A 25,397-nucleotide genomic window follows, 5' to 3' on the forward strand; every position below is an offset into this window, starting at 1 on the left:
GGAAAGTTCAGACATGCTTGGGCGAACGCTCGTTCGACGCAGCTTGACCAGGCACAACAGCAATGCGACGGCCTTTCGTTTCAGGCAAGAGCAACGCGGCCACGACGACGAGTCCATAGGCCGCGCCCGCGTCGATGCCGATTGCCTGTCCGATCGGCATCGAATTGCCCATGTGGCCGACGAGCACCGGAAACGCCGCCGACACGACGCGTCCGAAGTTGTAGCAGAAGCCGACGCCCGTACCGCGCACGCCTTGCGGATAGAGCTCGTTGAAGAGCGCGCCGAGCGTTGCGGGAATGCCCGCGGAGAACAGACCGAGCGGGAAGCTCAATACGAGCATGGCAATATCGCCGATGGGCAGGAACACATAGACGTTGACCGTGACCGCGCAACAGACAGCGAAGAGAATCACGTTCTTCCTGCGACCGATCTTGTCTTGCAGCCATGCACTGACAAAGCATCCGATGATGAATGCCGTAATCACGACAGCCAGATAGCCGCCCGTGCCGAGCACCGACAAATGCCGCTCGGTTTTCAGGTAGGTGGGCAGCCATGTGGTAATGGCGTGATAGCCGCCGTGCGCGCCGAGGCCGATCAATCCGCCGACGATCGTCGTGCGCAGCACAGAAGGATGAAAGATTCCAGCGAGAATGGCGAGAGCGCTCTGACGTTGTGCATGTTCCTTTTCGGCAGGTTTCGATTCACGCGGCGGCTCTTCGATATTGCGGCGCATATAAATGACGAGCACAGCCGGAATGAGGCCGACGGCGAACAGCACGCGCCAGGCCCAGTCGGGTGATACCCATGAAAATACGATTGCATAGAGCAGAACCGCACCGGCCCAGCCAAAGCCCCATGCGCTTTGCACGATGCCCATAGCTTTGCCGCGATGTTTCGCGCGAATCGTTTCGCTCAACAATACTGCGCCCGCCGTCCATTCGCCGCCGAAGCCGAGTCCCTGAAGCGACTTGAGCACGAGCAACTGTTCGAAATTCTGCGCAAAGGCGCTGAGAAACGTGAAAAGCGAAAACCAGAGAACCGTGACTTGCAAGGCCTTGACGCGTCCGATTCGATCGGAAAGCACGCCCGCGAAGAGTCCGCCCAATGCGCCCGCGACGAGCGTCGCGCCGCCGATCAGACCGGCTTGTCCTTTTCCGATGCCCCATGTCGCGATGAGTGTCGGAATGACGAGACTGAATAACTGCGTATCGACGCCGTCGAGCGCCCAGCCTGCAAAGCATCCCCATAGCGTGCGTCTTTCCGCCGTGGAAATTTCACGGTACCAATTCATCTCGCGTCTCCTGTGCTGGCCTCTGGCCGGCTCTTGTTCAATATGCCACTGAATTCTAAAAACGAATCGCGGCCGCGCATACTATGGATACGTTCATCTTTCATAGCATTTTGATATGCTCGCAAGATGGAGACGCGCAACCTCAAATACTTTCTCGCGGTAGTCGATGCAGGCAGCGTCACGCGCGCGGCCGAGGTACTCGATATTGCGCAACCCGCGTTGAGTCAGGCGCTTTCGCGCATGGAGCGCGATCTTGGCGTGAAGCTTTTCGAGCGCACGCGACGTGGCGCGCAATTGACTCCGGCGGGCGACGCAATCGTCGAAGACATTCGATTGAGCGTGGCGCGCATTGACGCGGCATCGCATCGTGCGCGTGAAATCGGTGCGCAGCGCGGCGGGCGTCTGACGATAGGCTTTGCATCGGCGGCACTTTTCAGCCTGTTGCCTCGCGCGATTGCGGCGCTGCGCGAAGAGGTGCCCAACGTCGAACTCATGCTGAGAGAAATGAGCAATGCGGAGCAGGCAAGCGCGTTGGAGAAAGGCACGATCGATATCGGCTTGCTGCATACGCCTGTTGCCGTGGGCGGGCGCATGCGCGAAAAGTTGATCGTGAGAGAGCGCTTGCTCGCGGTACTGCCGATGTCTTTTGTTATTGGCGACGATGGAAAAGTCGGTTTGAAGGAGTTATCCGATGCAGGCCTCGTATGGTTTCCGAGCGATCAATTGCCGGTAGTTCGCGCGGGCATCCTCAGTGCTTTTCGTAAAGCGGGTTGCGAAGCCAACGTCGTGCAGGACGCGAATCGTTCTCTGACGGTATTGGCTTGCGTCGCGGCCGGATGCGGCGCATCGCTCCTGCCGCAATCCGTGACTGCGTTGCAGTTCGCCGGCGTGCGCTTCTGCGACGTGCGCGACGGCGATAACCTGCCACCATTCGAACTCAGCGCAATATGGCCGATGCGTTCCCGCCCGACGCTCGCGGATCGCTTCGCGGCCTTGCTCGAAGCTTGAGCGCATGATCGCATCGCAAGGAGACACGCATGAATGAAACATCGAACGATCTGCCGCTACCGGACGGCATTCGCGCGCGCATGATCGACAATGGCAATGGCCTTTCGATGCATGTGCTCGAAGCCGGATTCGATATCCCCGGTCGGCCTTGCATCGTGCTCCTTCACGGCTTTCCCGAACTCGCTTATAGCTGGCGCAAGATCATGAAACCGCTTGCCGATGCGGGCTTTCATGTCGTCGCGCCGGATCAGCGCGGTTATGGGCGCACTATCGGCGGTATTGCTTCATTCGATACCGATCTCGACGAGTTCACATTTCCGAATCTGGTCCGCGATGTACTGGGTCTCGTGTCGGCGCTGGGTTATCGTAGAGTCGCATCGGTTATCGGTCACGATTTCGGCTCGCCCGTTGCCGCGTGGTGTGCATTGATTCGTCCCGATGTATTCGCATCGGTCGTGATGATGAGCGCGCCTTTTGCGGGGCCGCCCGCATTCGCCTTCAATACCGCGAACGACGATGCAAGGCTCGCGCGCGTCGAGACGGCGCAATCGATCATGGCCGAAGCGGTCGCCGGGCTCGCGTCGCTCGATCCGCCGCGCAAGCACTATCAATGGTATTACTCGGGCGCGCAGGCGAATGACGACATGTGGCACCCGCCGCAAGGACTCGCCGCGTTCTTGCGCGCGTATTACCACATGAAGAGCGCGGACTGGCCGGACAATGATCCGCATCCGCTCGCATCCGTTTCTGCCGATCAACTGGCTTTGCTGCCCACGTACTACGTAATGAACGCGGATGCGACGATGCCGCAAACCGTCGCCGAACATTCGCCCGACGCCGATCAAATCGCCGGATGTGCCTGGCTGTCCGACCGCGATTTGAACGTCTATGCGAGCGAATACGCGCGCACGGGATTTCAGGGTGGACTGAACTGGTATCGGTGCGGCACCGATCCGAGTCTTGCTGCTGCACTGCGGATGTGGTCGGGGCGCACTATCGACGTGCCGTCATGCTTTATCGCAGGCGCGAGCGACTGGGGCTATTACCAGCGGCCGGGCGATTTCGAAGCGATGCGCGTGCTGGCCTGCACCGATTTTCGCGCGACGCATCTGATCGAAGGCGCAGGGCATTGGGTGCAGCAGGAGCAGCCGAGCACGGTCGTCAGCCGCATACTGCGGTTTCTCCGTCAGAATGCGCCATAGATGTATCCATACGTGTATGAAGTTTCTTGTTGTAAGAGTCTCATCTGAATGAGTTGTCCGGCGGAACTTCATTGAAATCGCGGCTGTCCACGAGCCTCGCGGCCTTTTTTGTAGGTCGGCATGAACCGCGAGGAGAGTATCGATGGATAAAGGACGTGTTGCCGCGCTCGACGCTGGCCGGGCGCTCGCGATCGTCGGGGTAGTCGCAGTACACCTGTCGTTTCAGTTTCCCAATCTGCCGGGCACCGTCACGCTCATTGCGCGCATGGGCCAATACGGCGTGCAGTTGTTCTTCGTGATCAGCGCGATCACGATCTTCATGACGCTCGAAGTGGATCACGCGCGCTGCGCGGATGCGCGTCATGTCACGTTGCGCTTCTATATCAAGCGTTTCTTTCGCATAGCGCCGATGTACTACGCAGCGATCGCGGTCTATGGACTCATCAGCTATGGCGCGACGCGCTCGGGCATCGAACGCGCATGGATTCTCGGCGCACATGGGCCGATGGACGTGCTGCTCAACCTGGTCTTTCTGCATGCGCTTTCGCCGACAGCGATCAATAACGTCGTGCCAGGCGGATGGTCGATCGGCGTGGAGATGCTGTTCTACCTGATTGCGCCACTTCTATTTTTTCTCGCGATGAATCGCGCGCGCCTCTTGCTGGCTACGGTGTTGTTGCTCGGCCTCTCGTATGCCGTGATGTCGATGGCCGATTGCAACGGCACGCTCGATTGCAATGTCGCCAATAACACGTTCAGCTATTTCTGGCCGCCCGTGCAGGGTCCGTGCTTCATCGTCGGCATGTGGGCGTGGTATGCATTTCGCTCGCATCTTCTCGGCGTGTCCGACGTGACGGCGCGCGTGTCTTTACTGTATTTTTCACTGGCGCTGGCTTTTGCGCTCATGACCGCAGCGCTCGGCGTGTGGCTCGACAAGGCGCATGCGCTCGCCCCCGTATTCGCGGCATGCAGCGCCGTGGCCTTTCTGCTCTTCGTGTGTTCACGTCATGCCCGCAAGCATCGCGATAACAAGCATGCCGTGCCGCGCGTCACACTCGTTCGACGCGCCGCCGCCGCGCTCGGCCGCGAAAGTTATGGTATTTATCTCTGGCACTTCATCTGCGTCTACGTGACGTTTCATTTCTTCGATCGCTCATTCGGACAGAAGAATGGAGAGACGTCGCTCGCGTTGTTCGGCGCGACGCTGATCGCGGTGCTCGTCGTCTCTTATGCATTGTCGCGTGTGTCGGACCGGCTGATTCAAGGGCGTGCTACACGCTTGTCGAGACGCCTGCTCGCATCGGTCGATCGACGCTTTCATCTGACGCGCGACGCCTGATTGCGAGGATAAGCATGAGCGCAGAACGCCTGACGGAAAGCCGGCATGGCTCGGCTTTCCCGCTGTCAAAGTACACGCGCGCGTTCATTCGATTCGCTCGCAAGCGAGGTGGGGTATTGCTGGATATCGGCGCAGGTTATGGAACCGCGTCCCTGCCTGCGTTAAGCAAACGCACGCGCGTGATCGCGAACGACATTTCCCGGGCGCAACTGGAGCAAATCCGGCAGGCTGCACCAGCCGCGTACGTCAGTAATCTCGTCTTGCTGGAAGGCGCGTTCCCGCACTACGAACTCGAAGCCTCTTCTCTCGACGTGATTCTCGCGTCTCACGTACTCCATTTCCTCGCGCCCGATGATTTCCGCACGGGCGTCGCCCGGCTATTCGATTGGCTCAAACCCAACGGCAAGGCATTCGTGCTGTGCTTCACGCCGTATCATCGTTTTATGGCGAAGATGATTTCCGACTACGAGCGGGCGATCGTATCGGGCAATGCATGGCCAGGATTGACGGAGGATTCGGATCGCTATGCACTCGCGCCAAAGCTATTGCCCGCGACAGTCAACCTCATGGACCCGACGATACTCGCCCGCGAATTCATGCTCGCGGGTTTTCGCATCGAGTGCGTGGAATTCACGCCGTGTCCTCGCGGCGTGAATCCGGAATACTTCCCTCTCGATGGCCGCGAGTGGGTCGGACTCGTTGCCTACAAAAGCGCCTGATTCGTCGTCGCTGGCGCGGGCAATTCGAACCGCCTTCCGCGCGTGCGATACAGCACGATGCTCAGAGCCAGCGTCGCAAGCTCGGTGATGGCGACGGTCATCCAGATGCCGCGCGGCCCGAACCATTCGGTCAGAAGCCAGAGCATCGACAAGAGCAGCAGCCAGCTTCGCAACAGGGCGACGATCATCGACGCGAGCGGCGCTTCGATGGCCGTCAGATAGCCGCTGATCGCTACGTTGATCGCGGCAGGCAGGAACGCGAGCGCGCACCACGGCAATGCGTCGCGCAGAAGCGCTTGTGCCGCAGGACTGTCGGGCACGAAGAGCGCCCCGAGCGGTTGCGCGAGCGCGAGGATGGCGAAAGCGGCGGCGAGTGCGAAGCCTGCCGTAACGATGACGCCGATCGAAAACGCGCGCGACACGGCATGCGCGTTGCCCGCGCCGCGCTGAAAGCTCACGATAGGCTGCATGCTCTGTACGAGCGCGACCATCGTGACCGACGCGATCATCGTCATGTATTCCACGACTGCGAACGCAACGAGGCCGGTGTCGCCGAGCCAGCGCAATACAGCGTGATTGAACGCGAAGAGCGTGACGCTTGGCGCGATCTCGCCGAGAAACTCCGATGCCCCGTTATAAGCCATGCGCCATGCGTGATCGAGCCGCGTGAAAGCATGGGCAACAGGCCGAACGTGCCGGGCCTTGACGAAGTGGTAGGCGAGCATCGGCATGCAGGCGAGCGCCTGGCTGATGCCCGATGCGAGCGCCGCGCCACGCATGCCCCATTGCATGTGGCTCACCATCCACCATGTCAAGGCGACATCGGCGATGCCGCCCGCGATCAGGCAGACGAGACCGAACTTCGCCGCGCCTTCGATTCGCAAGAACAGTTCGAGCGCATAACATGCGGTCGGAAACAGAACGAAAGGCGCATAGGCGTGCAGGAAGTCTTTCGCGAGCAGCGCAAGCTCGCCGCGCGCGCCCGTCCATTGCACGAAGGTATCGGCATAAAAATGGATCGCCATCGCGAATGTCACGCCGCATAGACCGAGCAGCCAGAGCGCCTGTGTGAATGCTTCGGCGGCATCGCGTTCGCGCTGCTCGCCGAGCAATCTCGCGACGAGCGTCGATCCGCCGACGCCGATCATCACGCTGAATGCGTAAGGCAGATAGAGCAACGGAACGAGCAGATTCAACGCGGCAAGCGCATCTGGGCCGACATGGCGTCCGATGAAGATGCCGCTGATGACCGAGTGCATGCAGTACACCCATGCAGCCAGCACGGTGGGCACTGCATAGTTCGAAAATTGACGAATGAGAGAAGCGTTGTTATAGAAAGCCATGACTGACAACCAGACGTTACTCGCTAGGCACGCCCATAAGAATTCGCGACGCATCATGCGTGCGAATGAATGTTATGGCATGGCGCATTAGCGCAGAATGAGCGCGCCGAAGATACGCAGGCGGGCCGCAAATGATTGAAACGAGACTGCGTAGCGCGGGAGCGCTACGAGAGGAACTGCGACGTGCGTGAGGTACGAATGCGGTGTGAATGCCGCTTCACGCTTTCATGACGCCGTGATTGGAGCGGCGAAGGCGAATGAAGGTTCCTTATTGCCCTTTTGAGCGAATCATGATTCGCGCACCGGTCAGCCGCCTGATGCCTCCAGCGGCCTGTCGGCCTTGGCGCGCAAGCCATAGGCAGTCAACATGCGATACAGCGTGACGCGGGAGATGCCCAGTTCGTCCGCCGCTTCGCCGAGACGTCCGCGATGACGCAACAACGCCACGTCGATAGCCTGTCGCTCGGCTGCTTCGCGCGCTTGTGCGAGCGTCATCGGCGCGGCTTCCGCATATTCGCCCAGTTCGAGATCGCTGGCGAGAATCTGCCTTCCTTCCGACATGACGATTGCGCGACGCACGCGATTGATCAACTCGCGCACATTGCCGGGCCAGCCATAGTTATGCAGCGCTGCAATCGCGCACGGCGCGAAGCCGCGAAGCCGCCGGCTCGCGTCCTTTCTGAAGCGATCGAGCATGTGATTCGCAAGCAGTTCGATATCCTTGCCGCGCACGCGCAGCGGCGGCTCGTCGATCTGCAATACGCACAGGCGATGGTACAAGTCCGCGCGGAAGCGTCCTTCGAGCATGGCCGTCTGCATGTCGACGTGCGTCGCCGAAATGATGCGTACATCGACGTCCGTCGAACCTTGTCCGCCGAGACGCTCGATCTTGCGCTCTTGAAGAAAGCGCAGCAGACTCGTCTGACTTTCGAGCGGCAGATCGCCGATTTCATCGAGAAAGAGCGTGCCGCCGTCGGCCGCTTCAACGCGACCGATCTTGCGCTGATTGGCGCCGGTAAATGCGCCGCGCTCATAACCGAAGAGTTCCGACTGCAACAGATGCGCGGGAATCGCGCCGCAGTTGATCGCGACGAAAGGCCGCTCGCGCCGCACGGATCGCTCGTGAATCGCAACAGCGGTGAGTTCCTTGCCCGTGCCCGATTCGCCGGAGATGAAGACGGGCGCATCGGTCATCGCGACTTTTCGAATCGAGCGATAAAGCGCCTGCATTGCATCGCAGGAACCGACCATGCTGCCTTCCTTGCATTCGTCCTTGCGCGGATCGTTGCTCGCGGCATCGTGCAGCGAAACCATGCCGTATGCGTGTCCCACTGCATCGACGATTCGATCGGCGGTGGACGGCACGGTCACATAGTCGAAACAAAAATCGCGAATGAGGCGGCAGATATCGGGGTTATCGACATGCTCGGCGTCGACCGTCGCGACCCAGCCGATCTGATAACTTGCGAGCATCGCGGTGAGCGCGGCCGCGTCCTGTGCAAAACCGCGACTGGTGAGATCGACGATACCCGCCGCTGCGCGTTTGCCGTGTTTGGCGGACTTGGGCGGCTTGGCCGGGTCGATGCGCTCGACGGTCCAGCCACGAGCGCACAAACGCTCGGAGACATCGTCCGATAATGCGCGGCCCACGAAGTAGAGCGTTCTGGCTTCCCCGTACATGGCTTTTTCCCGGCTTTTATAGATATTGCGGCAAGTATGCGCCCTGAGGTCGCAATGTAAAAAGCCTCGCAAACGATAAGCCGTTTTTGAATGTTTACATTGATCGGCGGATTCGATTAAAAACGTCATAGCATTTTTTGCGGGACGCCCGTGCGAAAACCTGCGGAACGAACGTGCTTTATCCGGCCGTGCCCTAAATGACACGGACGGGCGCGCACGGAGCGCTCGCAACAAGTTACTTATTCACTTATGAATATGTCCATGCACGAAAGTATTTGCGGAACAGAAATCTGCGAGCACTGAAATATCAGATAATTAATACCTCCACGCATATCAATTTGCGGCGCACGCATTGCGGACGTAGAGTTCATAAAGGTGCATCTCGTCTGATGAATGACCGTTCGAATATGGATAAAGCAGAGAACTCCACCTCAACGTACCAGCCGCGTTTGCTTCTCGTCGACGACGACCCGGCGATGATTCGCATCATTGGGGACATGCTCGCGGAGTTCCCCAACCAGCGCTTTGCCACCACTGGCGAAGCGGCACTCGCGCTGGCGCGCGAGTCGACGCCGGATCTGATCCTTCTCGACGCCAATCTGCCCAACATGACGGGCTTCGATGTCTGCGAAATCCTCAAGCGCGATGCGAAGCTCGCGCGCGTGCCGGTGATATTCGTCACCAGTCACGACGCGCCCGCGCTCGAAGTCGACGCCTTCAACATCGGCGCGGCGGATTACGTCATCAAACCGCTGGTCGCGCCGCGCCTGCAGGCACGTGTGCGGGCACAGCTTCGTCTGCGGCATCGCGTGATGGAGGCGCAGGCGCGTCGGCACGAGCAGGGTAAAGCGGCGGCGTCGAAACCTACGGGCGTGCGCGTGCTCGGCATCCTCGGGGACGACACGATCGAGGCGCATCGGCATGCGCTCGAAGGCATCGGCGCACTCGATCTCGCGAAGGATTGCAATGCCGCGCTAGGTCTTGCGCAAAGCAAGGAGCCGGATGCGATCGTGCTGGATGCGCGTTGTTGCGATAACCCTTGCGCGGCGGTGCGCGCATTGTTGTCGGAACTGGCCCACGTACCGATCGTCGTGCTGGCCGATGCGCGCGATGTCGAAACGGAGCAATGCACGCTCGATGCGGGCGCGGCGGATGTCATTGCAAAGCCGGCCAGGTCCGCCGTGTTGCAGGCGCGCGTGCAGGGCGCGCTGGCTTCTGCGCGCAAGGCGCGGGAAGAATTGCGCGCGATGCTGGACTCGGCATGCGGCGCGAACGTCCATCCGTTTCCGGTGTATGTTCGCGATGCAAATGGCCGCTAACGTCTAGCGTTCTCGTTCGGCTCAAACCTGTTCGAGCATATCGCGCGCGATCTCCGATGCGCGCGCGAATTCGAGTGCGCGCACGCACGCGAGAAACTGCTCGAAGTGCTCGCGATACGCGCTCGGCGCATAAGGCGACAAGTTCTCGGATAGCGCGATCGCCTGCAGATTCGATGCATCGAGCAATTCGACGATAGCAGTGAGGCGTGCGCGCCAGTCGTGGTCTTGCAGCGGTGAAACGTTGGAAGTGTTCCGTGCAGGCGATCGGGGCCGACCGAATTCATCGACGAGTTGCGCCACGCTCGATGCAAGCAACTGCTGCATGCTCGGCAACGCCACGCGCGCAGCTTCCAGAACATGCGCGTCCTTCTCGAGCGTGCTCGCGAGCCGCGCGAGCGCAGCAGCGCCGATCGTGCCCGCGCTGCCTTTGATCGCATGCAGCATCGCCGCGGCGCCGCGCACGTCGTGCGCCGCGAGCGCCGAGGCGAGCATCGCGAGTTGCTTGCCAGTCTGCGCGTCGAGGCCGTCGATCGCCTTGCGGATCAGATCGACGTTGCCGCCGAAACGCGCGACGATCGAATCACGCGGCTCCATGATGGATTCGATATCGGCATTCGCGTGATGTGCATCCGGCGCTTGCAGCGTGCGTTCGGTGTGCGCGCGCAGCACCGCGACCAGCCGCTCTACATCGATTGGCTTGCCTACATGTTCGTTCATGCCGGCCGCTATGCATGCATCGCGATCCGCGCCCGATGCATTGGCCGTCATCGCGATGACGGGCAGCGCGGCGAAGCGGCCGTCCGCGCGAATGAGGCGTGTCGCTTCGAGTCCATCGAGATCGGGCATCTGCACGTCCATGAGCACCGCGTCGAAGCAGGCGTTTGCTGCGATGACCCGATCGACGCCTTCACGGCCGCTTTGCGCAAGCGTGACGGATGCGCCTTCAGCGAGCAGCACGCCTTCGGCAACCTGGCGGTTGAGCGCATTGTCTTCGACGACGAGCAACGCGAGTCCCGCAAGGCGGCGCGCTTTCATTGTCGGCAGCGGCGTGACGGGCCGCGTCGTTTCGGTGTCGCGAGGCAGCGCGGCACGGATTGCCGCCGCGAGTTGCTTCGGCGTCACGGGCTTCGTCAGGAAGCCGGCGAAAGGCGCGTCGCCGCCTTCCTGCGACTCCTTCAACACCTCGCGGCCGAATGCCGTGACGAGCAGCACGAGAGGCGGCGCAGCGCGGCCTTTCATCGCGTGAATCTGCCTGGCGGCGTTGAGCCCGTCGAGTTCCGGCATGCGCCAGTCGAGGAGGGCGATGTCGTAGGGCGCATCGTTCAGCGCAGCTTCGCCGATGCGTTCGACCGCTTCGCGTCCGCTCGTCACGATGTCAGCGCGCCAGCCGAGCGAGCGCACCGTGCGCGCCATGATCTCGCCTGCGATCGCGTTGTCATCGGCGATGAGAATGCGCGCGCCATGTTCGAGGTTCGCGCTTTCGTCATGCGTCAACGCGCTCGCCGTTTCGACGCCAAGCGTGATGTCGAACCAGAAGCGGCTGCCTTCGCCCACACGGCTTTCGACTTCGAGCTGCCCGCCCATCATCGCGACAAGCCGCTTGCTGATGACGAGCCCGAGGCCCGAGCCGCCGTAACGGCGCGAAGTCGATGCCTCCGCCTGCGTGAAGCCCTCAAAGATGCGTTCGAGCTGTGCCTCGCTGATGCCGATGCCGCTATCGCTGACCGTGATACGCAAGCGCACCGCATCGCCGGATGCATCGGGCGAACCGTCGAGCCGATGCACGCTCACGACGATCTGCCCCGCCGACGTGAACTTGAGCGCATTGCCCGCGAGATTGATCAGCACTTGCTGAAGGCGGAAGCTATCGCCGACGAGCACAGTCGGCACGGACGGATCGAGATCGAACAGCACTTCGACATCCTTCGCGCCCTGGTTGCCCGAGAGCACGATGCCGAGCTCTTCCATCAGTTTTTCCGGCTCGAACGGATGGCTGTCGAGCTGCAGCTTGCCCGCTTCGATCTTCGAATAATCGAGAATATCGTTGAGCAAATTCAGCAACGATCTGGCCGCGGTTTCCGCCTTGCTCACATAGTCCTGCTGGCGCGCATTGAGCGCCGTCAGCTGCACGAGATGCAACATGCCGAGCACCGCGTTCATCGGAGTGCGGATTTCGTGGCTCATGTTCGCGAGGAACGAAGACTTCGCCGCGCTCGCGGCATCCGCCTGCTCCTTCGCATTGCGCAGATGGAACTCCAGTTCGTACTGGTCGGTGACGTCGTAGTTCACGCCGGTCATCACGACGGGCGTGCCATTCGCCGTGCGCTGCGTGCGCAGCCCGCTCTGGATGCGCCGCGTCGTCCCGTCTGGCAGGACGATCCGGAACGGCTGCAAGGTCTCGATCTCTCCTGCAGCGGCCGCGCGCAGGTTCGCCATGATCGCGTCGTGATCCTCGGGATGTATGCGCAGGCGCCAGTGCTCGAAGTGCAGCCCGTTATCGAGCATCTCCGGCGGATATTGATAAATCTCGAACATGCGCGCGTTCCAGTGCAGCTTGTCCGTCACCAGATCCCACGACCAGATGCCCAGTTCGGCAATGTCGGCAGCCAGAAGCAACTGGTCGCGCGCGTGCGCCAGTTCGCTGCGTTCCTTCCGCTGCCTGGAGATATCCGTAATTACGGATACAAAATGCAAAGCGCCATCGAGACGCATCGCGCCCGTCGATACATGCGCAGGAAACGACGTGCCGTCCTTGCGCTGTCCGGCGAGTTCGCAGTCGGCCGTCGCGACGCCGCTTTCCCCCTTGAATTGCATTATGTATTCGTTATACAAATCCAGATGGGGCGGCGGCACCAGCATCCGGATGTTTTGCCCGATGACTTCGCTCGCCTTATAGCCGAATACCTTTTCGCCGGCCGAATTGAAGGAGCGGACCGCGCCGCGCTCGTCCACGGTGATGATCGGGCTGATCGCGGTGTCGAGGACGGTTTGAGTCGTCGCGAGGCTGCGAGCGAGCGCCTGCTCGATGTGGGTGCGCGCCGTGACCTGACGCACGAGCCGTGCGCCGAACATCGCGATGACGAGCGCGAGCACGGTCGTGACCGAGGCGTGCCAGAGCGTATCGCGCCACCACGGGCCGAGGATTTCATCTTCCGAAAGTGCTGCGGCGACGAAGAGCGGATAGTCCTGCAATTCCCGCAGGCTGTTTAGACGAGTGACGTGATCCTGCGACGATTTGGTCGTGAACACGCCCGAGCGGCCGTCCAGATGCGAGCGATAAAGGGCGGTGTCGCTCACGTTCTTGCCGACGAAACGATCCTCGAAAGGGCGGCGCACGATCATCGTGCCCGAGTTCAGCACGAGAACCGCCGCGCCCGACTGGCCGAGATCGAGGCTGTCGTAGAAGCGCGAAAAGAAATCGATGTCGATGGTCGCGAGCGCGACGCCCGCGAAGCTGCCGTCGGGCGCGTCGATGCGGCGTGATACCGGCACGATCCACTTTCCCGTCGAACGGCTCTTGACCGGCGGCCCGATGTGCGAGCCCTGATCGGTATGCGTGCGGTGATATTCGAAGTACTCGCGGTCCGAGTTATTGAATCGCGAGTCGAGCTTCGCCTGCGAATTGACGATCCACGCGCCGTCCTTGTCGAAGATGAAGAGCCCGTTCAATTGCGGCAACTGCTGCACGCGTGACACGAGCGAGCGGTGCAGGCGCGCGAGGTCGGCCGGCGACGTGCCGTCCTCCTCGACGCGCTCCACCATGCCGATGAGCGTCGTATCGGCTTCCTTGAACGCGTCGTTCGCGTGCTGCGCCATCGCGCGCGCGAGGTTGGACGTCGCCGTCGTCATCTCGTCGATCTGCGCGCGGCGTGCGGCGACGCTGCGCCAGAGATCGGTGCCGATGAGGAGCACGCAGACGACGCCGATGAACACCGTCATCCTGAAAGTGAGCGAGTGGCGACTGTGCAAGCCGTTTGTCTCCGAATGAGCGATTGCGGGACGCTAAGATCGAACGCTGCCGTATCTTATCGCGCCATCCGAAGCGGGCCGGTCGACGGGCAGGCGCGCCGGGCGAAGCGACTTTCGCGGCAATCAGCCGTATTAACGGCGCGGCGGCGCGAAAGCTTGATCCCATGCGAAGGGAATATTCTCGCGGCCTTTTCCGTATCTCAAGCAAGGAGTCGCTTCCGACGAGGTCCGGCGACGTGTTCGACGTCCGCCGTCTTTCCGAAGACGAAGCGTTGGCTCGCGCCCGACACTCGCGTCGGCCTGCGCGCGGCTGATTTCGCCCCGAGCCTTGACTGGCAAGGCATCGGCGAAACTGGCACGGTCGCTGCATTGCATCGACACCCGCCGCCTCAGCGACTCTCCGATTCATCCGTCTTGCACGTTCGCTCAGCCGGCATTTCATGGAAGGTCTCGTTGGTGCAAGTGGAGCGAATCATGTTGGGATACCTAATCAATGTCGGAAAGGACTTCATGCTGCCGCATCTGATCTGCTGGACCGGGATGCTGCTGGAACGTGCGGAGCATAGCCGCCGCGACGCCTATCTCGGATCGTGCGCGGATATCGGCGAGCTCGAACGCCGTATGCGCGCGTGCGACGGCGACGCCTGATCACTCACGAAAGCGAGAACGAACGATGATGGATTCGAACGACGAACACACCGCCGCAGCGGTCATCGCGCTGCACTGCTCGGGCGCGGGCGCGAATCAATGGCGCCAGCTCGGCGAAACGCTCGACGCACTCAACGCGGATCACGCGCGCTACACGTTGATGGCGCCGGAGCACTATGGTTGCGACAGCGTCGGACCGTGGAGCGGCGAGCGCGCCTTCACGCTCGCGGACGAAGCAGCCCGCACGATCGACATCATCGATCGTCAGCGCGGCAAGGTGCATCTCGTCGGACATTCGTATGGCGGCGGCGTCGCGTTGCGCGCCGCGCTGGAACGGCCGCACGGCGTCGCGAGCATCACGCTTTACGAGCCGTCGGCGTTTCATCTGCTGAAGAGCATGGGCGCGCGCGGTGCGACTGAATTCGCCGAGATTCTCGCGATCGCGGCGCGCACGGCGGAGGGCGTCGTCGCCGGCGATCTGCGCGGCGCGGCGCATTCCTTCGTCGATTATTGGGGCGGACATGGCGCATGGTCGGCGTTGCGGCCGTCCGTACAGGCGATGCTCACGCGCTGGGTGCCGAAAGCGCCGCTCGATTTTCGCGCGCTGATTCACGAGCCGACGCCGGCGAGCGCGTATGCGAAGCTGCGCATTCCCACGCTCGTCATGCGCGGCGAGCACGCGCCCGCGCCGACGCGCCTGATCGCGGAAACCTTGCCCGATCTGATGCCGGCGGCGAAGCTGATCGTCGTGCCGGATGCGGGACACATGGGGCCGCTCACGCATGCCTGTGCGGTGAACGCGGCGATCGCGGATCACATCGCGATGGCGACGTGCGCGCCGCTGGCCTAGCTAGCCGAGCAGACCGTCGCGCGACGACGCGCTTTCTCCCTGACGCTCGATGAGCCGCGCGCGGAACCAAAACGTCCACGCGAGCAATCCGCCGTAGATCACGTAGCTCACGACCGGCGAGACAACCAGATAACGCTCGACCGGCCACGTCCACGCGAACCAGAAGCGCAGCACGGTTTCGAGCGAGAGCCCGACGCCCCACACGAGCGTCATCAGCCGCAACGACATGCGCAGCGAAGCGCTCTCGCTCCAGTACGCCTCGAAACGTTTCGCACCGTCTTCCTGCTCGCGAGTGACGGTCGCGCGGGCGAGATAGAAGACGAGCGGGCGCTCGAAAAACAGCGAGATCAGAAAAACGATGCCCGTTGCGCCCGCCGCGAGCGATTCGCGCACGAGCAGGATGCGCGGGCTGCCGCCCATCGCGAGCATGACGATCGATAGCGCGATGCCGAACAGCACGAGCGCGGAAAGCGCATCCACGCGGCGCGAGCGCGCGAATTCGGCGACGCTCCACATGAGCGGCGGCGCGGCCGATGCATACAGCGCGCCGACATCGCCCCAGTAAGGCAGCGCGAGCCGGTACGCAAGCCACGGAAGCAGCAGGTTAGCGACGAGTTCGAGCACGAGACCGGGTTTGATCTTTTTCATGGACTCAGGAATGTGCGCTTTGAATGGCAATGCCTGAGCCAAGTATAAGAGATCGACAATGCGCGGCCGTGCGAACGCGCGCGCCGGTTCGCTGGGAAGGGCTCGGGCCGCTCCCGATCCAACGAGCGGCCCGACGCGCACATGGCGCCTACTTTCTCGGGGGCGCGCCCGCGGCGGCGGGCGTTCCGGGCACGGCGCCGTTTGCCGTATTGCCCGCGTTGGGGTTGTAGTTCGAGTTCGCGTTGTAGTTCGGCGTCGTCGTATTCGCGTTCGGCGTGTTCGGCGTCGCCGGCTTCAGGGGCTTCGGCTGCAGTGTCTGGTTGATGACGCCCATCTGGCCCATCTTCTTCGCGGCTTGGCTGTCCGCGCTGGCCGCCGTGGCGAAGCACAAGCCAGCAGCGCCGGCGATCAACGCAATGTGCAGGGCGCGTCCCTGCGCGCAATTGCGGCTTTTCTTCATGTCGGCCTCCTTGGCTCACGCCGGCCGCGCGGATGCCCGGCCGGCGACATCATTCTGTGCAAGGACGATACCCGGGCGAAAGAGGGTTTTGCCTAGGTGCTTGCAAATGCAATCCGCGGCGGTCTGACACAGCATCGCTTGATATTTGTCTAAGAAAAGGCCCTCTCTGGTCGGTAATATGTACTTCGAATTGCTAATTGTTTATCAACCGGAGGATCAAGCATGTTTCCCGAATATCGCGATCTCATCTCGCGCCTGAAGACCGAAGACGGCCACTTCTCGCGGCTCTTCGAGCGCCACAACGAACTCGATCATCAGATCCACAACATGGAGACCGGTGTCACGCCTGCGGATGGCTTCGCCATCGAATCGCTGAAAAAAGAAAAGCTGCTGCTGAAGGACAAGCTCTACACGGTCTTGCGAAAGGCGCACGAAGCCGCCTGAAGACAAAACGACGTGAGAGACAGAGACTCCGAGCAACAACATCGAGGAAGGAATGAAGTTGATATCGCCAGGTAACACTGCCGAATCGAGCGACGGCGGCGTCGCGGCGCGAACGAAGCCGCCGTCCATCGAACAGGAAGAAACGGGCCGCGCGGTCGAAGCGGCGCATGACCTGCTGACGAGCAGCCTGGACGACATACTGAAGCGCTTCGACGCGCGAGACGGCGCACAAGCTGAATCGCTGGTCGATACCGTCCGAACCTTGATCGGCGGTATGTCGCCGGATGAAGTATCGGCGTTGCGCGCCCATCTTTTCGATGGCGACGCGATGCTGCGGGCCGCCAACGGCACGCCTGATCCCGACGACGAACTGTCGCCGTCGTGGAGAGATGGCGGCTATCCGTATCGGAACCTGATGTCGCGGCGCGCGTATGAGAAGCAGAAGTATCGCCTTCAGGTGGAGTTGCTGAAGTTGCAGGCGTGGGTGCGCGACACGGGTCAGCGCGTCGTCATCCTCTTCGAAGGGCGCGACGCGGCGGGCAAGGGTGGCACCATCAAGCGCTTCATGGAGCATCTGAATCCGCGCGGCGCGCGCGTCGTCGCACTGGAAAAGCCGTCCGAGCGCGAGCGTGGTCAGTGGTATTTCCAGCGCTATGTCGAACACTTGCCGACGGCGGGCGAAATCGTGCTCTTCGACCGCTCGTGGTACAACCGCGCGGGCGTCGAGCGCGTGATGGGCTTCTGCTCGCCGCGCGAATACGAAGACTTCATGCAGCAGGTGCCCGCGTTCGAACGGCATCTTTCGCAGAGCGGCACGCACGTCATCAAGCTGTGGTTCTCCGTGAGCCGCGCCGAGCAGCGCCGACGCTTCAAGGAGCGCGAGATTCATCCGCTGAAGCAATGGAAGCTGAGTCCGGTCGATCTCGCGTCGCTCGACAAGTGGGATGCGTACACCGACGCCAAGGAAGCCATGTTCGCGCATACCGATAGCGCGGACACGCCCTGGACCGTCGTACGCTCCGATTGCAAGAAGCGCGCGCGCCTCAACGCGATGCGCTATGTGCTGCACAAGCTGCCCTACGCGAATCGCGATCTCAAAGCGATCGGCGCGGTCGATCCGTTTATCGTCGGGCGTCCGTTCTAGCTTGCGGTTGCGCCGTCCATCAACGTTTCGGCGAGCAAACGCGCGTGCGGCGTGAGCGCGCGGAAGTCGCGGGCACACAGATGCAGACGGCGTGTCGCCCACGGCTCCGATAGCGGCACGACCGCAAGCGTCGGCCGCTCCAGCATCCGCGCCGATGCCTCGGACAGAATCGCGAGTCCGATGCCCGATTCGACGAGCATCCCGACGTTGTCGATACTGCGCATGCGGATTCGGTAGGCAATCTGGCGGCCAAGTCGCGAGGCGCGCTCCGCAAGATGCAATTCGAGCGCGGCATCCGACAGCCCGACGAATGCCTCGCCGACGATTTCCGCGAACGCCACCTCGCTTTCTCCCGCAATCCGATGCGCGCGATTCGCCACGACCACGAGTCGATCCTTCGCGAGCAGATGCGTCTCCAATTGTCCAAGATCGGTCGTGTCCGAGACGACGCCGAGATCCGCGCGCCTCTCCGCGAGCGCCTGCACGATCTCCACACTCGGGCGTTCGTCGAGATCGATCGAAAGATCGGGATAGGCGACGAGAAAACGCGAGAGTCTCGGCGGCAGGAAGGCGGCCAGCGCCGCCGTGTTGGACATCAGCCGGATGCGGCCTTTGAGGCCGGTTGCGAACGAGCGCAGCTCGCCGCGCATCTGCTCGACCTGGCCGAGAATCGCGCGCGCGTGGCGCACGAAGGCATCGCCGGCGGCGGTCGCCTGCACGCCGCGGCGGTTGCGCTCGAGCAGCGGCGCGCCAAGCGCGGCCTCCATGCCCGCGATGCGCTCGCTCGCCGAGGCCAGCGCGAGGTGCATCGCCTGAGCGCCCGCCGTGATGCTGCCGCGCTCGACCACGGTCAGGAAAAGCCGCATGTCGGTCAGATCGAAACGCATCGCGCTTCCTTCGGATTGGCCGAAGCCTCGCATTGGAAATGCCAGATTGTAAGGGGACGGCCGCGTCGCTAGCATCTGTCGCATGGAACCCTTCATTGTCGTTATCGGCGCCGGTTTTCTTGCGGGCGCGATGAATGCGCTGGCCGGCGGCGGCTCGTTCGTGAGCCTCCCCGCGATGATCGCCGCCGGCTTGCCACCGGTTCAGGCGAACGCTTCGAGCACCGTCGCGCTGTTTCCGGGCGGTGTCGTGAGCGCGTGGGCCTATCGCGACGGGCTCGGTCCGGTCGGCTCGGTGTCGATCCGCAAGATGCTCGTGACGACGCTCGCCGGCGGGCTCGTCGGCGCAGTCTTGTTGCTGTCCACGTCGTCGCGGACGTTTTCGTTCGTGCTGCCGTGGCTGCTTCTGTGCGCGAGCTTCACGCTTGCGTTCGGCCGCAAGCTGGGCGAGATGTTGCGGCGGCGCTGGCATATCGGCGCGGCGGCGGTGCTGTCGATCCAGTTCGCGCTCGGCGTGTATGGCGGGTATTTCGGCGGCGCGGTCGGCATCATGATGATGGCCGTCTGGGGCCTGCTCGATTCGCGCGACCTGAAGAGTCTGAACGCGCCGCGCACGTTGCTCGTGAGCGCGGCCAACTCGGTGGCCGTGCTGATGTTCGCGGCGGCGCAGGCAGTGCGCTGGCCGGAGACGATCGCGATGCTGCTCGCGGCGATCGCCGGCGGGTATGGCGGCGCGCAGATCGGCCGGCGCGCGCCGCCGCAGTGGGTTCGCGCGGGCACCTTGATCGTCAGCGCCGGTATCACGATTGCATTTTTCGTAAAGACCTACGGGCCGATGCTCTCGCATCGATGATCGAGTGCGTCGACGTTCAGGGAGACAGACATGATTCCCGCCTTGCTTGAGACTATCGGGGCGTTATCGCTGCTCGCAAGCATCGCGGCGAAGATCGTGCTGCTGCACGGATCGCGCGAGGAAGACGAGCCCGAAACGCCGAAATCCGCATCGATCAGGCGCGCGCGAATCGGATGTTTTCGCTCGAGAATCCGCGACGAAACACATCGCGCCCGTATGCCGGTCAGTGCGCGTTGCGTTCGATTGGCGGCAGGCCGAGCGGCTTTCTCGCGGACTCGTAGGCACGGATGAAGCGCGGATCGTCGTCGAGTTCGCGCGCCATCCACTTGGACAGATCCGCGCCGCAAGCCGGGTCGGCGATGTCGCGGAAGCACGGCGAATTCGCCGGCATCATGCTGGCGGCCCAGTAGAAGCCGAAGAGCGCCTGCTTTTCCGCTGGGTCCATGGCGATGGCCTGGGGATCGGCGCCCGAAAGCCAGCGATCGAGCCTGGCAGACAAGGACGCTTCGGTTTCGCGGCTATCGTAGGAAAACACGTAACCGCCGCCCGCCTGGGCGGTGCGAAAGTCGTTCATCACAACCTCCGAGACGAAACGCGCGGCATTTTGATTCGCCGCGAACGATTGCGCGCGCGCATCGCAAGTCAGGAACCAAACGACGACGAGCAATGCTTTTGTTTTGTGCCGAACCAGCGGACGGCATTTTTTCCGATTGCTTGCCGAGTTCACGTGAATCAGAGGAAAGAATTTCGCATTACCGTCAATGAGAACGGCGCTGCAAATACAGTATTTATTCTACTGATTTATTCAAAGGACATGCGCGCCGAGGTCAGTTTGCGCTGGCGCGAAAATCCCGACCATCCGGTAGATAAATAATCTCCGCGTGCACCAATGCAAAAACGGCCCATACGGGCCGTTTCGTGCCTGAGGCGCCAGCGTTGAAACTTACAGCGGCTGGATCGTCGAAGCTTGCTTGCCCTTCGGGCCTTGCTTGACTTCGAAGCTCACCTTTTGATTCTCCTGGAGAGACTTGAAACCCTTGGACTGGATTTCGGAGAAATGTGCAAACAAGTCTTCACCGCCGTCGTCCGGCGTGATGAAGCCAAAACCCTTTGCATCGTTGAACCACTTCACAGTACCTGTTGCCATTTTTCCAAACCCTATTGAGACGAATTACGTTGAAGATGCGCTTCGAATTTCGAGCGGCATAGAGTTTTACCATGCCACAAGTCGGAGTTCAAATAAGCGTTTCTGCTAAGAGACATGACATACACGCGTCATACTCCGCGCTCAGGCGCCGGTCGCGCTGATTTTTTTTGTCGGACATAATGCGCGCGTCCTTTCGATTATCCTCGCCTTCACGGTCACGCAAACGACAAAGGCAAGCTCATATGGCACATACGCTTTCCAGCGGCGCACCGCGCGCCGCGTCCGCTTCCGCACGGCTCGACGCGCCCGGGATCGCCGAAGCGCGCCGGCAGCTTGCAGCCTGCTTCCGGCTGGCGGCGCTGAACGGGTTCGAAGAGGGCGTCTGCAATCATTTTTCCGCGATGGTTCCAGGGCACGACGATCTGTTCTTCGTGAACCCCTACGGCTATGCGTTCGGCGAGATCACGGCGTCGCGTCTGCTGATCTGCGATTTCGACGGCAATGTAATCGACGGCGAAGGCGAGCCCGAAGCGACCGCATTCTACATTCACGCACGCGTGCACAAGCTGATGCCGCGCGTGAAGGCGGCTTTTCATACGCATATGCCGAACGCGACCGCACTGTGCCTGCTCGACGGCCCGCCGCTTCTGTGGCTCGGGCAGACGTCGCTGAAGTTCTACGGCCGCACGGCGGTCGACGAGGACTACAACGGTCTCGCACTCGACAACGCGGAAGGCGATCGCATCGCGCGCACGATGGGCGACGCCGATATCCTGTTCCTCAAGAATCACGGCGTGATGGTTGCAGGCGCAACTATCGCGGAGGCTTGGGACGATCTCTACTATCTGGAGCGCGCGGCCGAAGTGCAATTGCGCGCGATGAGCGCGAACCGGCCGCTCAAGCCGGTGCCGCACGAGATCGCGCAGCGCACGTACGAACAGATGCGCGCGGGCGATGCCGAAAGCGCGCGGGCGCATCTCGCGAGTGGCATGCGCCAGTTGCGCGCGCGAGGCATCGATTTCGAGGCGTGATGACCCCTTCGCGTCGAAGCGCCTGAACCAGCCGCGTTTGCCCATGTCGGTCTGCTGCAGGAATCGCGGCCTGGCCCTGCAAATGAGTGTTTTTGCGAGCCGGTGTGCCTTACATCGAGATGTCGTGCAGGTCTTTCACGATGGGCGGCCCGATCGTGAAGTCTGAGAAATGGACCGTGAGACCGCCGCGCTCGGGCGTGCAACACATCGGGCCGACGAGCCATCGTGCGTTCGCGCTGCTCGATGAGAAAGGCGCGAGACGCATGAGCGTCCAGTTGCGTTCATCGGCGCTGCATTGCACTTTCAGCACGCCTTGCGCGATCGTCACGCGAAGCCGGAAGCGGTTTGCGCCGGCACGCGAGCCGAGCGACCAGTCCGAGAGGTCGTTCGTGAGTACGGTGCTGAACGTGAGCGCGCCGTCGTTGTATTCGGCGCCGGCCTTGATCCAGCGCTCGGGGCTTTCGCGGATCATCAGGCCCGCCTGATCGTATAGCGCGGAGAAATCGCCAGCGACGGCGACTTCCGCCGTAAAGTCGCCTTCCACGCTCGCCGCGAAAACATGGCCGTTGTCGCGCACGAAGCCGTAATGCGTCTTGCGCCAGAAGTCGGTGTTCGTGTCGGTCGTGACGATGAGCGTGTCGTTGTCGACGCGCCATTGCGCGGGCTCGTTGATCCATCGGCATTGCTCGAACATGGCGTCTGGCGTCGCGTGAAGATGGCAGCGCAAGTATTTCACGGCGCGCAAGCCGTCATGCTGCCGCGCGTGACGCAGTGCAGGGCAACGAACGGTCGTAGGAAAACGGTTTTCTGTGTCGACTGCATTAACATACGAACACTTACCGTCACGCTTTGAATCGAGAGAACGATGGTCAAGCTGATGATGATTCTGCTGGGCGTCGACTATTTGCGCAATCGTTGGCGCAGCCTGACGGTCACGGGCTGGTTGCTTCTGGCCGTCGGCATCGGCGTCTTCATCGATGCCCTCGACGGCGCGCTCGGCTTTCCGGTCGCGTTCGTCGGCTGGCTGCTGCTGATCGAGGGCGCGCTGACATTGTCCGTCGCGTGGGCGGGCGTCGGCGGACAGCGCAGACTGCGCTATGGGAAGGGAATTGCATTCGTTCTTACTGCCGCTCTGATCTTCGAAGGCGATCATCACGGTCACTTCATTCTTTCGATCCTGATCGGGCTCGCGTTTATCTTCGACGGCCTGTTGCAGGCGACATCGGCGCTTGTCGTACGTTACCGGCGCTATCATGTCGCACTCGGCTTCGCCATCTTCGAGATCGTCCTCGGCATCTTCATGATTCAACCCTATCCGACGCATTACAAAGGCACGGTGCCGTATTGCATCGGTGCGTTCTTTATCTTCGCGGGCTGGAATCTGATCATGATCGGCATGCGCGTGCGCAAGCTGACGAGCAATCCGGCCGTATGGGGCGATGCAAGCGCGGAAGCGGCGAGCGTTGCGGACAAGGCGCCCGATAACGAAGCGCGCGTCTTGCAAGCCAGCGAATGGGACGGCCCACCCGCCGATAACGAACCGGCGCTCACCGTGCATGTGTGGACGCCGGTCGGATCGTCGAAGGCCGAAACGCAATGGCACCCGATCGTCGATCGTTATATCGCCGCGGTGGATCGCAATGGCGTGATCTCGACGGGACACGCGGCGCTCGAATCGCCGGAAGGCATCTATGTGAGTCTCTATCCCGCGGTTGAAATCGACCGCTCGCCCGATGACTTCGCGCGCCTGCTGCGTGCCACGCGCGAGAACGATGTGCCCGGCGTGTTCCAGCCGAGTTATGCGATCGAATCGAAGGCATGGTGTCCATCGACCGTGCGCGTGCGTATCCGCAATTACGACCCGGCGCGGCTCGATAGTTTCTGGCGCAACTATCGCGCGGATACGACTTATAACCTCACGCACCGCAACTGTTCGAGCAGCGTGTCGCGCGCACTCGACGCCGCGCTCGAAGGGGCGGCAGGGCGCCTTTACGGTTCGCGCGCGGGTTGGGGCGCGCTCGTCAGGATGATCGTGACGCCGGAACTGTGGGTCGCGGCGCAGATACGCAAGCGCGCGGTGACGATGGCCTGGACGCCCGGCCTCACGCTCGACTATGCGCGCGCGCTCAGCATGGTTGCCGATCCGCGTCCCTATGGCTGGCTAAAGGTCGCGCGCATGGCGCTTACGAAGATGCGCAAGTCGCGGCGTGCATGGCGCGAGGAAGGTGCGCTTGCGCAGAACGGCGGATCGAATGCCGATCCGCCCGCACGCGTTTGATGCGCTGCGCCGCTACGCTATAGATCGAGGTCTTCGGCTTCCTTGCGTGCGCGGCGTTCCTCGTTCGCGCGCCGTGCGCGCAAGCGCTGACGCGATAGCTGAGCGATCACTTCGCCCGTCGACGCGCCCGGCGGAATCTCATTGCGAATGACCTTCGGTACCATCGGCAATCCCATGCGTTGTCGACGCAGCGCGCGGGCGATGGCGGTGCGGCATTCCTGACCGTGACAGTCCCATTCGTCACGGATTCGCTCGCAGTAGGGACATTTTTCCATCCCTCAAGTCTACCGCGAAACAGTGGCGGCTTCGTGCGTCACACATCCCATACGCCGCTCGCCGCGGCTCGCGTGGCGTAGTCCTCGAACGAGCAGGCTTCGCGATGCAACGCGGCGCGCACGCCATCGGCGGGCTTGTCGTTGCGGCCATCCAGCACGGTCGTTAAGAGATAGAGAATCAGGTCGGTCTCGGGCTTCGGCACGCCAGCCGCGAGCAGAGCGTCGCGAAATGCATGGGGCGGCACGGGCACGAGCCGCATGTCACGTCTCGTCGCTTTCGCGATGCATGCGAGCGCTTCGGCGAAAGTGATCGCGCGAGGTCCGGTGAGTTCGTAAAGCCGCTTTTCGTGGCCTGGCTGCGTGAGTGCGGCGACGGCTGCATCGGCGATATCTTCCGCATCGACGAAAGGCTCTTTGATATCGGCGACGGCAGCGCGAGCGTGCCCTCACGGATCGGATCCAGCAGAAAGCTCTCGCTGAAGTTCTGCATGAACCAACTGCAACGCAGGATGGTCCAGCTCGCCCCGGAGCGTTGCAGCGCTTCTTCGGCCGCCTGCGTTTCTTCTTCGCCACGTCCCGACAACAGCACGATGCGTTCGGCGCCGCTCGACAACGACGCGTCGAAGAATACATCGAGATCGCGGAGAGCCGCGCGTGCGGCGCATTGCTGGCGTCGGCGATCCGGCGCGTGATGCCGCGTGCGGACAGCAAGCGCGTCAATGCGCTCGCGTTCCTGATCTGGCAGCCAGGCGAAGAAACAATGCGCCTCGCCGTCGCGCACAAGCGCGGTGAGGGCGCATTGCTCGTCGATGCCTATAAGCGAATGAGCTTGCGCGCCATCGAAGAGGCGTGAAAGGGGGGCCGC

Annotated in this window: 26 protein-coding genes; 14 read left to right on the forward strand and 12 right to left on the reverse strand. The window is 62.1% G+C overall.

Annotation, left to right across the window (positions count from 1 at the left end):
* Positions 1–7: 7 nt before the first annotated feature.
* Positions 8–1,291 carry an MFS transporter gene (locus NCS00_RS21495; RefSeq protein ID WP_008347969.1) on the reverse strand — a complete coding sequence of 428 codons (1,284 nt, stop codon included), beginning with the start codon at positions 1,289–1,291 and terminating at the stop codon, positions 8–10.
* A 126-nt stretch (positions 1,292–1,417) separates the two neighbouring features.
* Between NCS00_RS21495 and NCS00_RS21500 the strand changes: the two genes are divergently transcribed.
* The 4 genes from NCS00_RS21500 (at position 1,418) to NCS00_RS21515 (ending at position 5,559) form a co-directional block, all read left to right on the forward strand.
* Positions 1,418–2,299 carry a LysR family transcriptional regulator gene (locus NCS00_RS21500; protein WP_008347970.1) on the forward strand — a complete coding sequence of 294 codons (882 nt, stop codon included), beginning with the start codon at positions 1,418–1,420 and terminating at the stop codon, positions 2,297–2,299.
* Between the two features lie 29 nt (positions 2,300–2,328).
* Positions 2,329–3,501, forward strand: a complete 1,173-nt coding sequence (locus NCS00_RS21505) for an alpha/beta hydrolase (protein WP_250440937.1) — start codon at positions 2,329–2,331, stop codon at positions 3,499–3,501.
* A gap of 142 nt (positions 3,502–3,643) precedes the next feature.
* On the forward strand, positions 3,644–4,840 hold the full coding sequence (locus NCS00_RS21510; RefSeq protein ID WP_250440938.1) for an acyltransferase family protein: 1,197 nt from the start codon (positions 3,644–3,646) through the stop codon (positions 4,838–4,840).
* Between the two features lie 14 nt (positions 4,841–4,854).
* A complete protein-coding gene (locus tag NCS00_RS21515) occupies positions 4,855–5,559 on the forward strand; it encodes a class I SAM-dependent methyltransferase (protein WP_250440939.1) in 705 nt (234 codons plus the stop codon).
* On the opposite strand, the gene NCS00_RS21520 is transcribed toward NCS00_RS21515, so the two are convergent.
* Positions 5,544–6,851: an MATE family efflux transporter gene (locus tag NCS00_RS21520; protein WP_250440940.1), complete on the reverse strand. Its 1,308-nt coding sequence runs from the start codon at positions 6,849–6,851 to the stop codon at positions 5,544–5,546. The genes NCS00_RS21515 and NCS00_RS21520 overlap by 16 nt on opposite strands.
* A gap of 357 nt (positions 6,852–7,208) precedes the next feature.
* Complete coding sequence (locus NCS00_RS21525) at positions 7,209–8,582, reverse strand: sigma-54 dependent transcriptional regulator (protein ID WP_250440941.1); 1,374 nt, start codon at positions 8,580–8,582, stop codon at positions 7,209–7,211.
* 407 nt (positions 8,583–8,989) lie between these two features.
* Here NCS00_RS21525 and NCS00_RS21530 point away from each other — a divergent pair, with 407 nt between their 5' ends.
* Positions 8,990–9,901 (forward strand): response regulator, encoded by a 912-nt coding sequence (locus tag NCS00_RS21530; protein WP_033536196.1) that lies wholly within the window; start codon positions 8,990–8,992, stop codon positions 9,899–9,901.
* 21 nt (positions 9,902–9,922) lie between these two features.
* Here the strand turns inward: NCS00_RS21530 and NCS00_RS21535 are convergent, their stop codons facing one another.
* Positions 9,923–13,870: a response regulator gene (locus NCS00_RS21535; protein WP_250440942.1), complete on the reverse strand. Its 3,948-nt coding sequence runs from the start codon at positions 13,868–13,870 to the stop codon at positions 9,923–9,925.
* Between the two features lie 474 nt (positions 13,871–14,344).
* Here NCS00_RS21535 and NCS00_RS21540 point away from each other — a divergent pair, with 474 nt between their 5' ends.
* Both NCS00_RS21540 and NCS00_RS21545 read left to right on the forward strand, forming a co-directional pair.
* Positions 14,345–14,518: a DUF3563 family protein gene (locus tag NCS00_RS21540; RefSeq protein ID WP_235366224.1), complete on the forward strand. Its 174-nt coding sequence runs from the start codon at positions 14,345–14,347 to the stop codon at positions 14,516–14,518.
* 25 nt (positions 14,519–14,543) lie between these two features.
* Positions 14,544–15,368 carry an alpha/beta fold hydrolase gene (locus NCS00_RS21545; protein WP_250440943.1) on the forward strand — a complete coding sequence of 275 codons (825 nt, stop codon included), beginning with the start codon at positions 14,544–14,546 and terminating at the stop codon, positions 15,366–15,368.
* Here NCS00_RS21545 and NCS00_RS21550 read toward each other — a convergent pair whose 3' ends face one another.
* Both NCS00_RS21550 and NCS00_RS21555 read right to left on the reverse strand, forming a co-directional pair.
* Positions 15,369–16,016 carry a VC0807 family protein gene (locus NCS00_RS21550; RefSeq protein WP_008347981.1) on the reverse strand — a complete coding sequence of 216 codons (648 nt, stop codon included), beginning with the start codon at positions 16,014–16,016 and terminating at the stop codon, positions 15,369–15,371.
* Between the two features lie 148 nt (positions 16,017–16,164).
* A complete protein-coding gene (locus NCS00_RS21555; protein ID WP_008347982.1) occupies positions 16,165–16,476 on the reverse strand; it encodes a hypothetical protein in 312 nt (103 codons plus the stop codon).
* 222 nt (positions 16,477–16,698) lie between these two features.
* On the opposite strand from NCS00_RS21555, the gene NCS00_RS21560 reads away from it, so the two are divergent.
* Together NCS00_RS21560 and ppk2 are read left to right on the forward strand one after the other, a co-directional pair.
* Complete coding sequence (locus tag NCS00_RS21560) at positions 16,699–16,920, forward strand: HP1242/YdcH family protein (RefSeq protein WP_008347983.1); 222 nt, start codon at positions 16,699–16,701, stop codon at positions 16,918–16,920.
* Between the two features lie 52 nt (positions 16,921–16,972).
* Positions 16,973–18,064 carry a polyphosphate kinase 2 gene (gene ppk2, locus NCS00_RS21565; RefSeq protein ID WP_008347984.1) on the forward strand — a complete coding sequence of 364 codons (1,092 nt, stop codon included), beginning with the start codon at positions 16,973–16,975 and terminating at the stop codon, positions 18,062–18,064.
* Here the strand turns inward: ppk2 and NCS00_RS21570 are convergent.
* Positions 18,061–18,951 carry a LysR substrate-binding domain-containing protein gene (locus NCS00_RS21570; protein WP_008347985.1) on the reverse strand — a complete coding sequence of 297 codons (891 nt, stop codon included), beginning with the start codon at positions 18,949–18,951 and terminating at the stop codon, positions 18,061–18,063. The genes ppk2 and NCS00_RS21570 overlap by 4 nt on opposite strands.
* A gap of 82 nt (positions 18,952–19,033) precedes the next feature.
* On the opposite strand from NCS00_RS21570, the gene NCS00_RS21575 reads away from it, so the two are divergent.
* On the forward strand, positions 19,034–19,801 hold the full coding sequence (locus tag NCS00_RS21575; protein ID WP_250440944.1) for a sulfite exporter TauE/SafE family protein: 768 nt from the start codon (positions 19,034–19,036) through the stop codon (positions 19,799–19,801).
* 223 nt (positions 19,802–20,024) lie between these two features.
* Here NCS00_RS21575 and NCS00_RS21580 read toward each other — a convergent pair whose 3' ends face one another.
* The gene (locus tag NCS00_RS21580) at positions 20,025–20,375 is read right to left on the reverse strand and encodes a hypothetical protein (RefSeq protein ID WP_235366225.1); all 351 of its coding nucleotides are present in this window, start codon (positions 20,373–20,375) and stop codon (positions 20,025–20,027) included.
* Positions 20,376–20,405: 30 nt separating this feature from the next.
* Here NCS00_RS21580 and NCS00_RS21585 point away from each other — a divergent pair, with 30 nt between their 5' ends.
* Complete coding sequence (locus NCS00_RS21585; RefSeq protein ID WP_250440945.1) at positions 20,406–20,675, forward strand: hypothetical protein; 270 nt, start codon at positions 20,406–20,408, stop codon at positions 20,673–20,675.
* A gap of 69 nt (positions 20,676–20,744) precedes the next feature.
* On the opposite strand, the gene NCS00_RS21590 is transcribed toward NCS00_RS21585, so the two are convergent.
* Positions 20,745–20,948: a cold-shock protein gene (locus NCS00_RS21590; RefSeq protein WP_008347993.1), complete on the reverse strand. Its 204-nt coding sequence runs from the start codon at positions 20,946–20,948 to the stop codon at positions 20,745–20,747.
* Between the two features lie 242 nt (positions 20,949–21,190).
* Here NCS00_RS21590 and NCS00_RS21595 point away from each other — a divergent pair, with 242 nt between their 5' ends.
* A complete protein-coding gene (locus NCS00_RS21595; RefSeq protein WP_008347995.1) occupies positions 21,191–21,979 on the forward strand; it encodes an aldolase in 789 nt (262 codons plus the stop codon).
* A 109-nt stretch (positions 21,980–22,088) separates the two neighbouring features.
* On the opposite strand, the gene NCS00_RS21600 is transcribed toward NCS00_RS21595, so the two are convergent.
* The gene (locus NCS00_RS21600) at positions 22,089–22,715 is read right to left on the reverse strand and encodes a DUF1349 domain-containing protein (protein ID WP_241814118.1); all 627 of its coding nucleotides are present in this window, start codon (positions 22,713–22,715) and stop codon (positions 22,089–22,091) included.
* Between the two features lie 129 nt (positions 22,716–22,844).
* On the opposite strand from NCS00_RS21600, the gene NCS00_RS21605 reads away from it, so the two are divergent.
* The gene (locus NCS00_RS21605) at positions 22,845–24,257 is read left to right on the forward strand and encodes an HdeD family acid-resistance protein (RefSeq protein ID WP_250440946.1); all 1,413 of its coding nucleotides are present in this window, start codon (positions 22,845–22,847) and stop codon (positions 24,255–24,257) included.
* 17 nt (positions 24,258–24,274) lie between these two features.
* Here the strand turns inward: NCS00_RS21605 and NCS00_RS21610 are convergent, their stop codons facing one another.
* Together NCS00_RS21610 and NCS00_RS21615 are read right to left on the reverse strand one after the other, a co-directional pair.
* Positions 24,275–24,532: a hypothetical protein gene (locus tag NCS00_RS21610; protein ID WP_033536198.1), complete on the reverse strand. Its 258-nt coding sequence runs from the start codon at positions 24,530–24,532 to the stop codon at positions 24,275–24,277.
* Between the two features lie 38 nt (positions 24,533–24,570).
* Entirely contained in the window at positions 24,571–24,792 is a 222-nt protein-coding gene (locus NCS00_RS21615) for a hypothetical protein (protein WP_250440947.1), read from the reverse strand.
* Positions 24,793–25,064: 272 nt separating this feature from the next.
* Here NCS00_RS21615 and NCS00_RS21620 point away from each other — a divergent pair, with 272 nt between their 5' ends.
* A complete protein-coding gene (locus tag NCS00_RS21620; protein ID WP_250440948.1) occupies positions 25,065–25,385 on the forward strand; it encodes a hypothetical protein in 321 nt (106 codons plus the stop codon).
* Positions 25,386–25,397: the final 12 nt, after the last annotated feature.

Origin of the sequence: Caballeronia sp. AZ1_KS37 (assembly GCF_023631165.1) — a bacterium.
In the GTDB taxonomy this organism is placed as follows: Bacteria; Pseudomonadota; Gammaproteobacteria; order Burkholderiales; family Burkholderiaceae; genus Caballeronia; species Caballeronia zhejiangensis.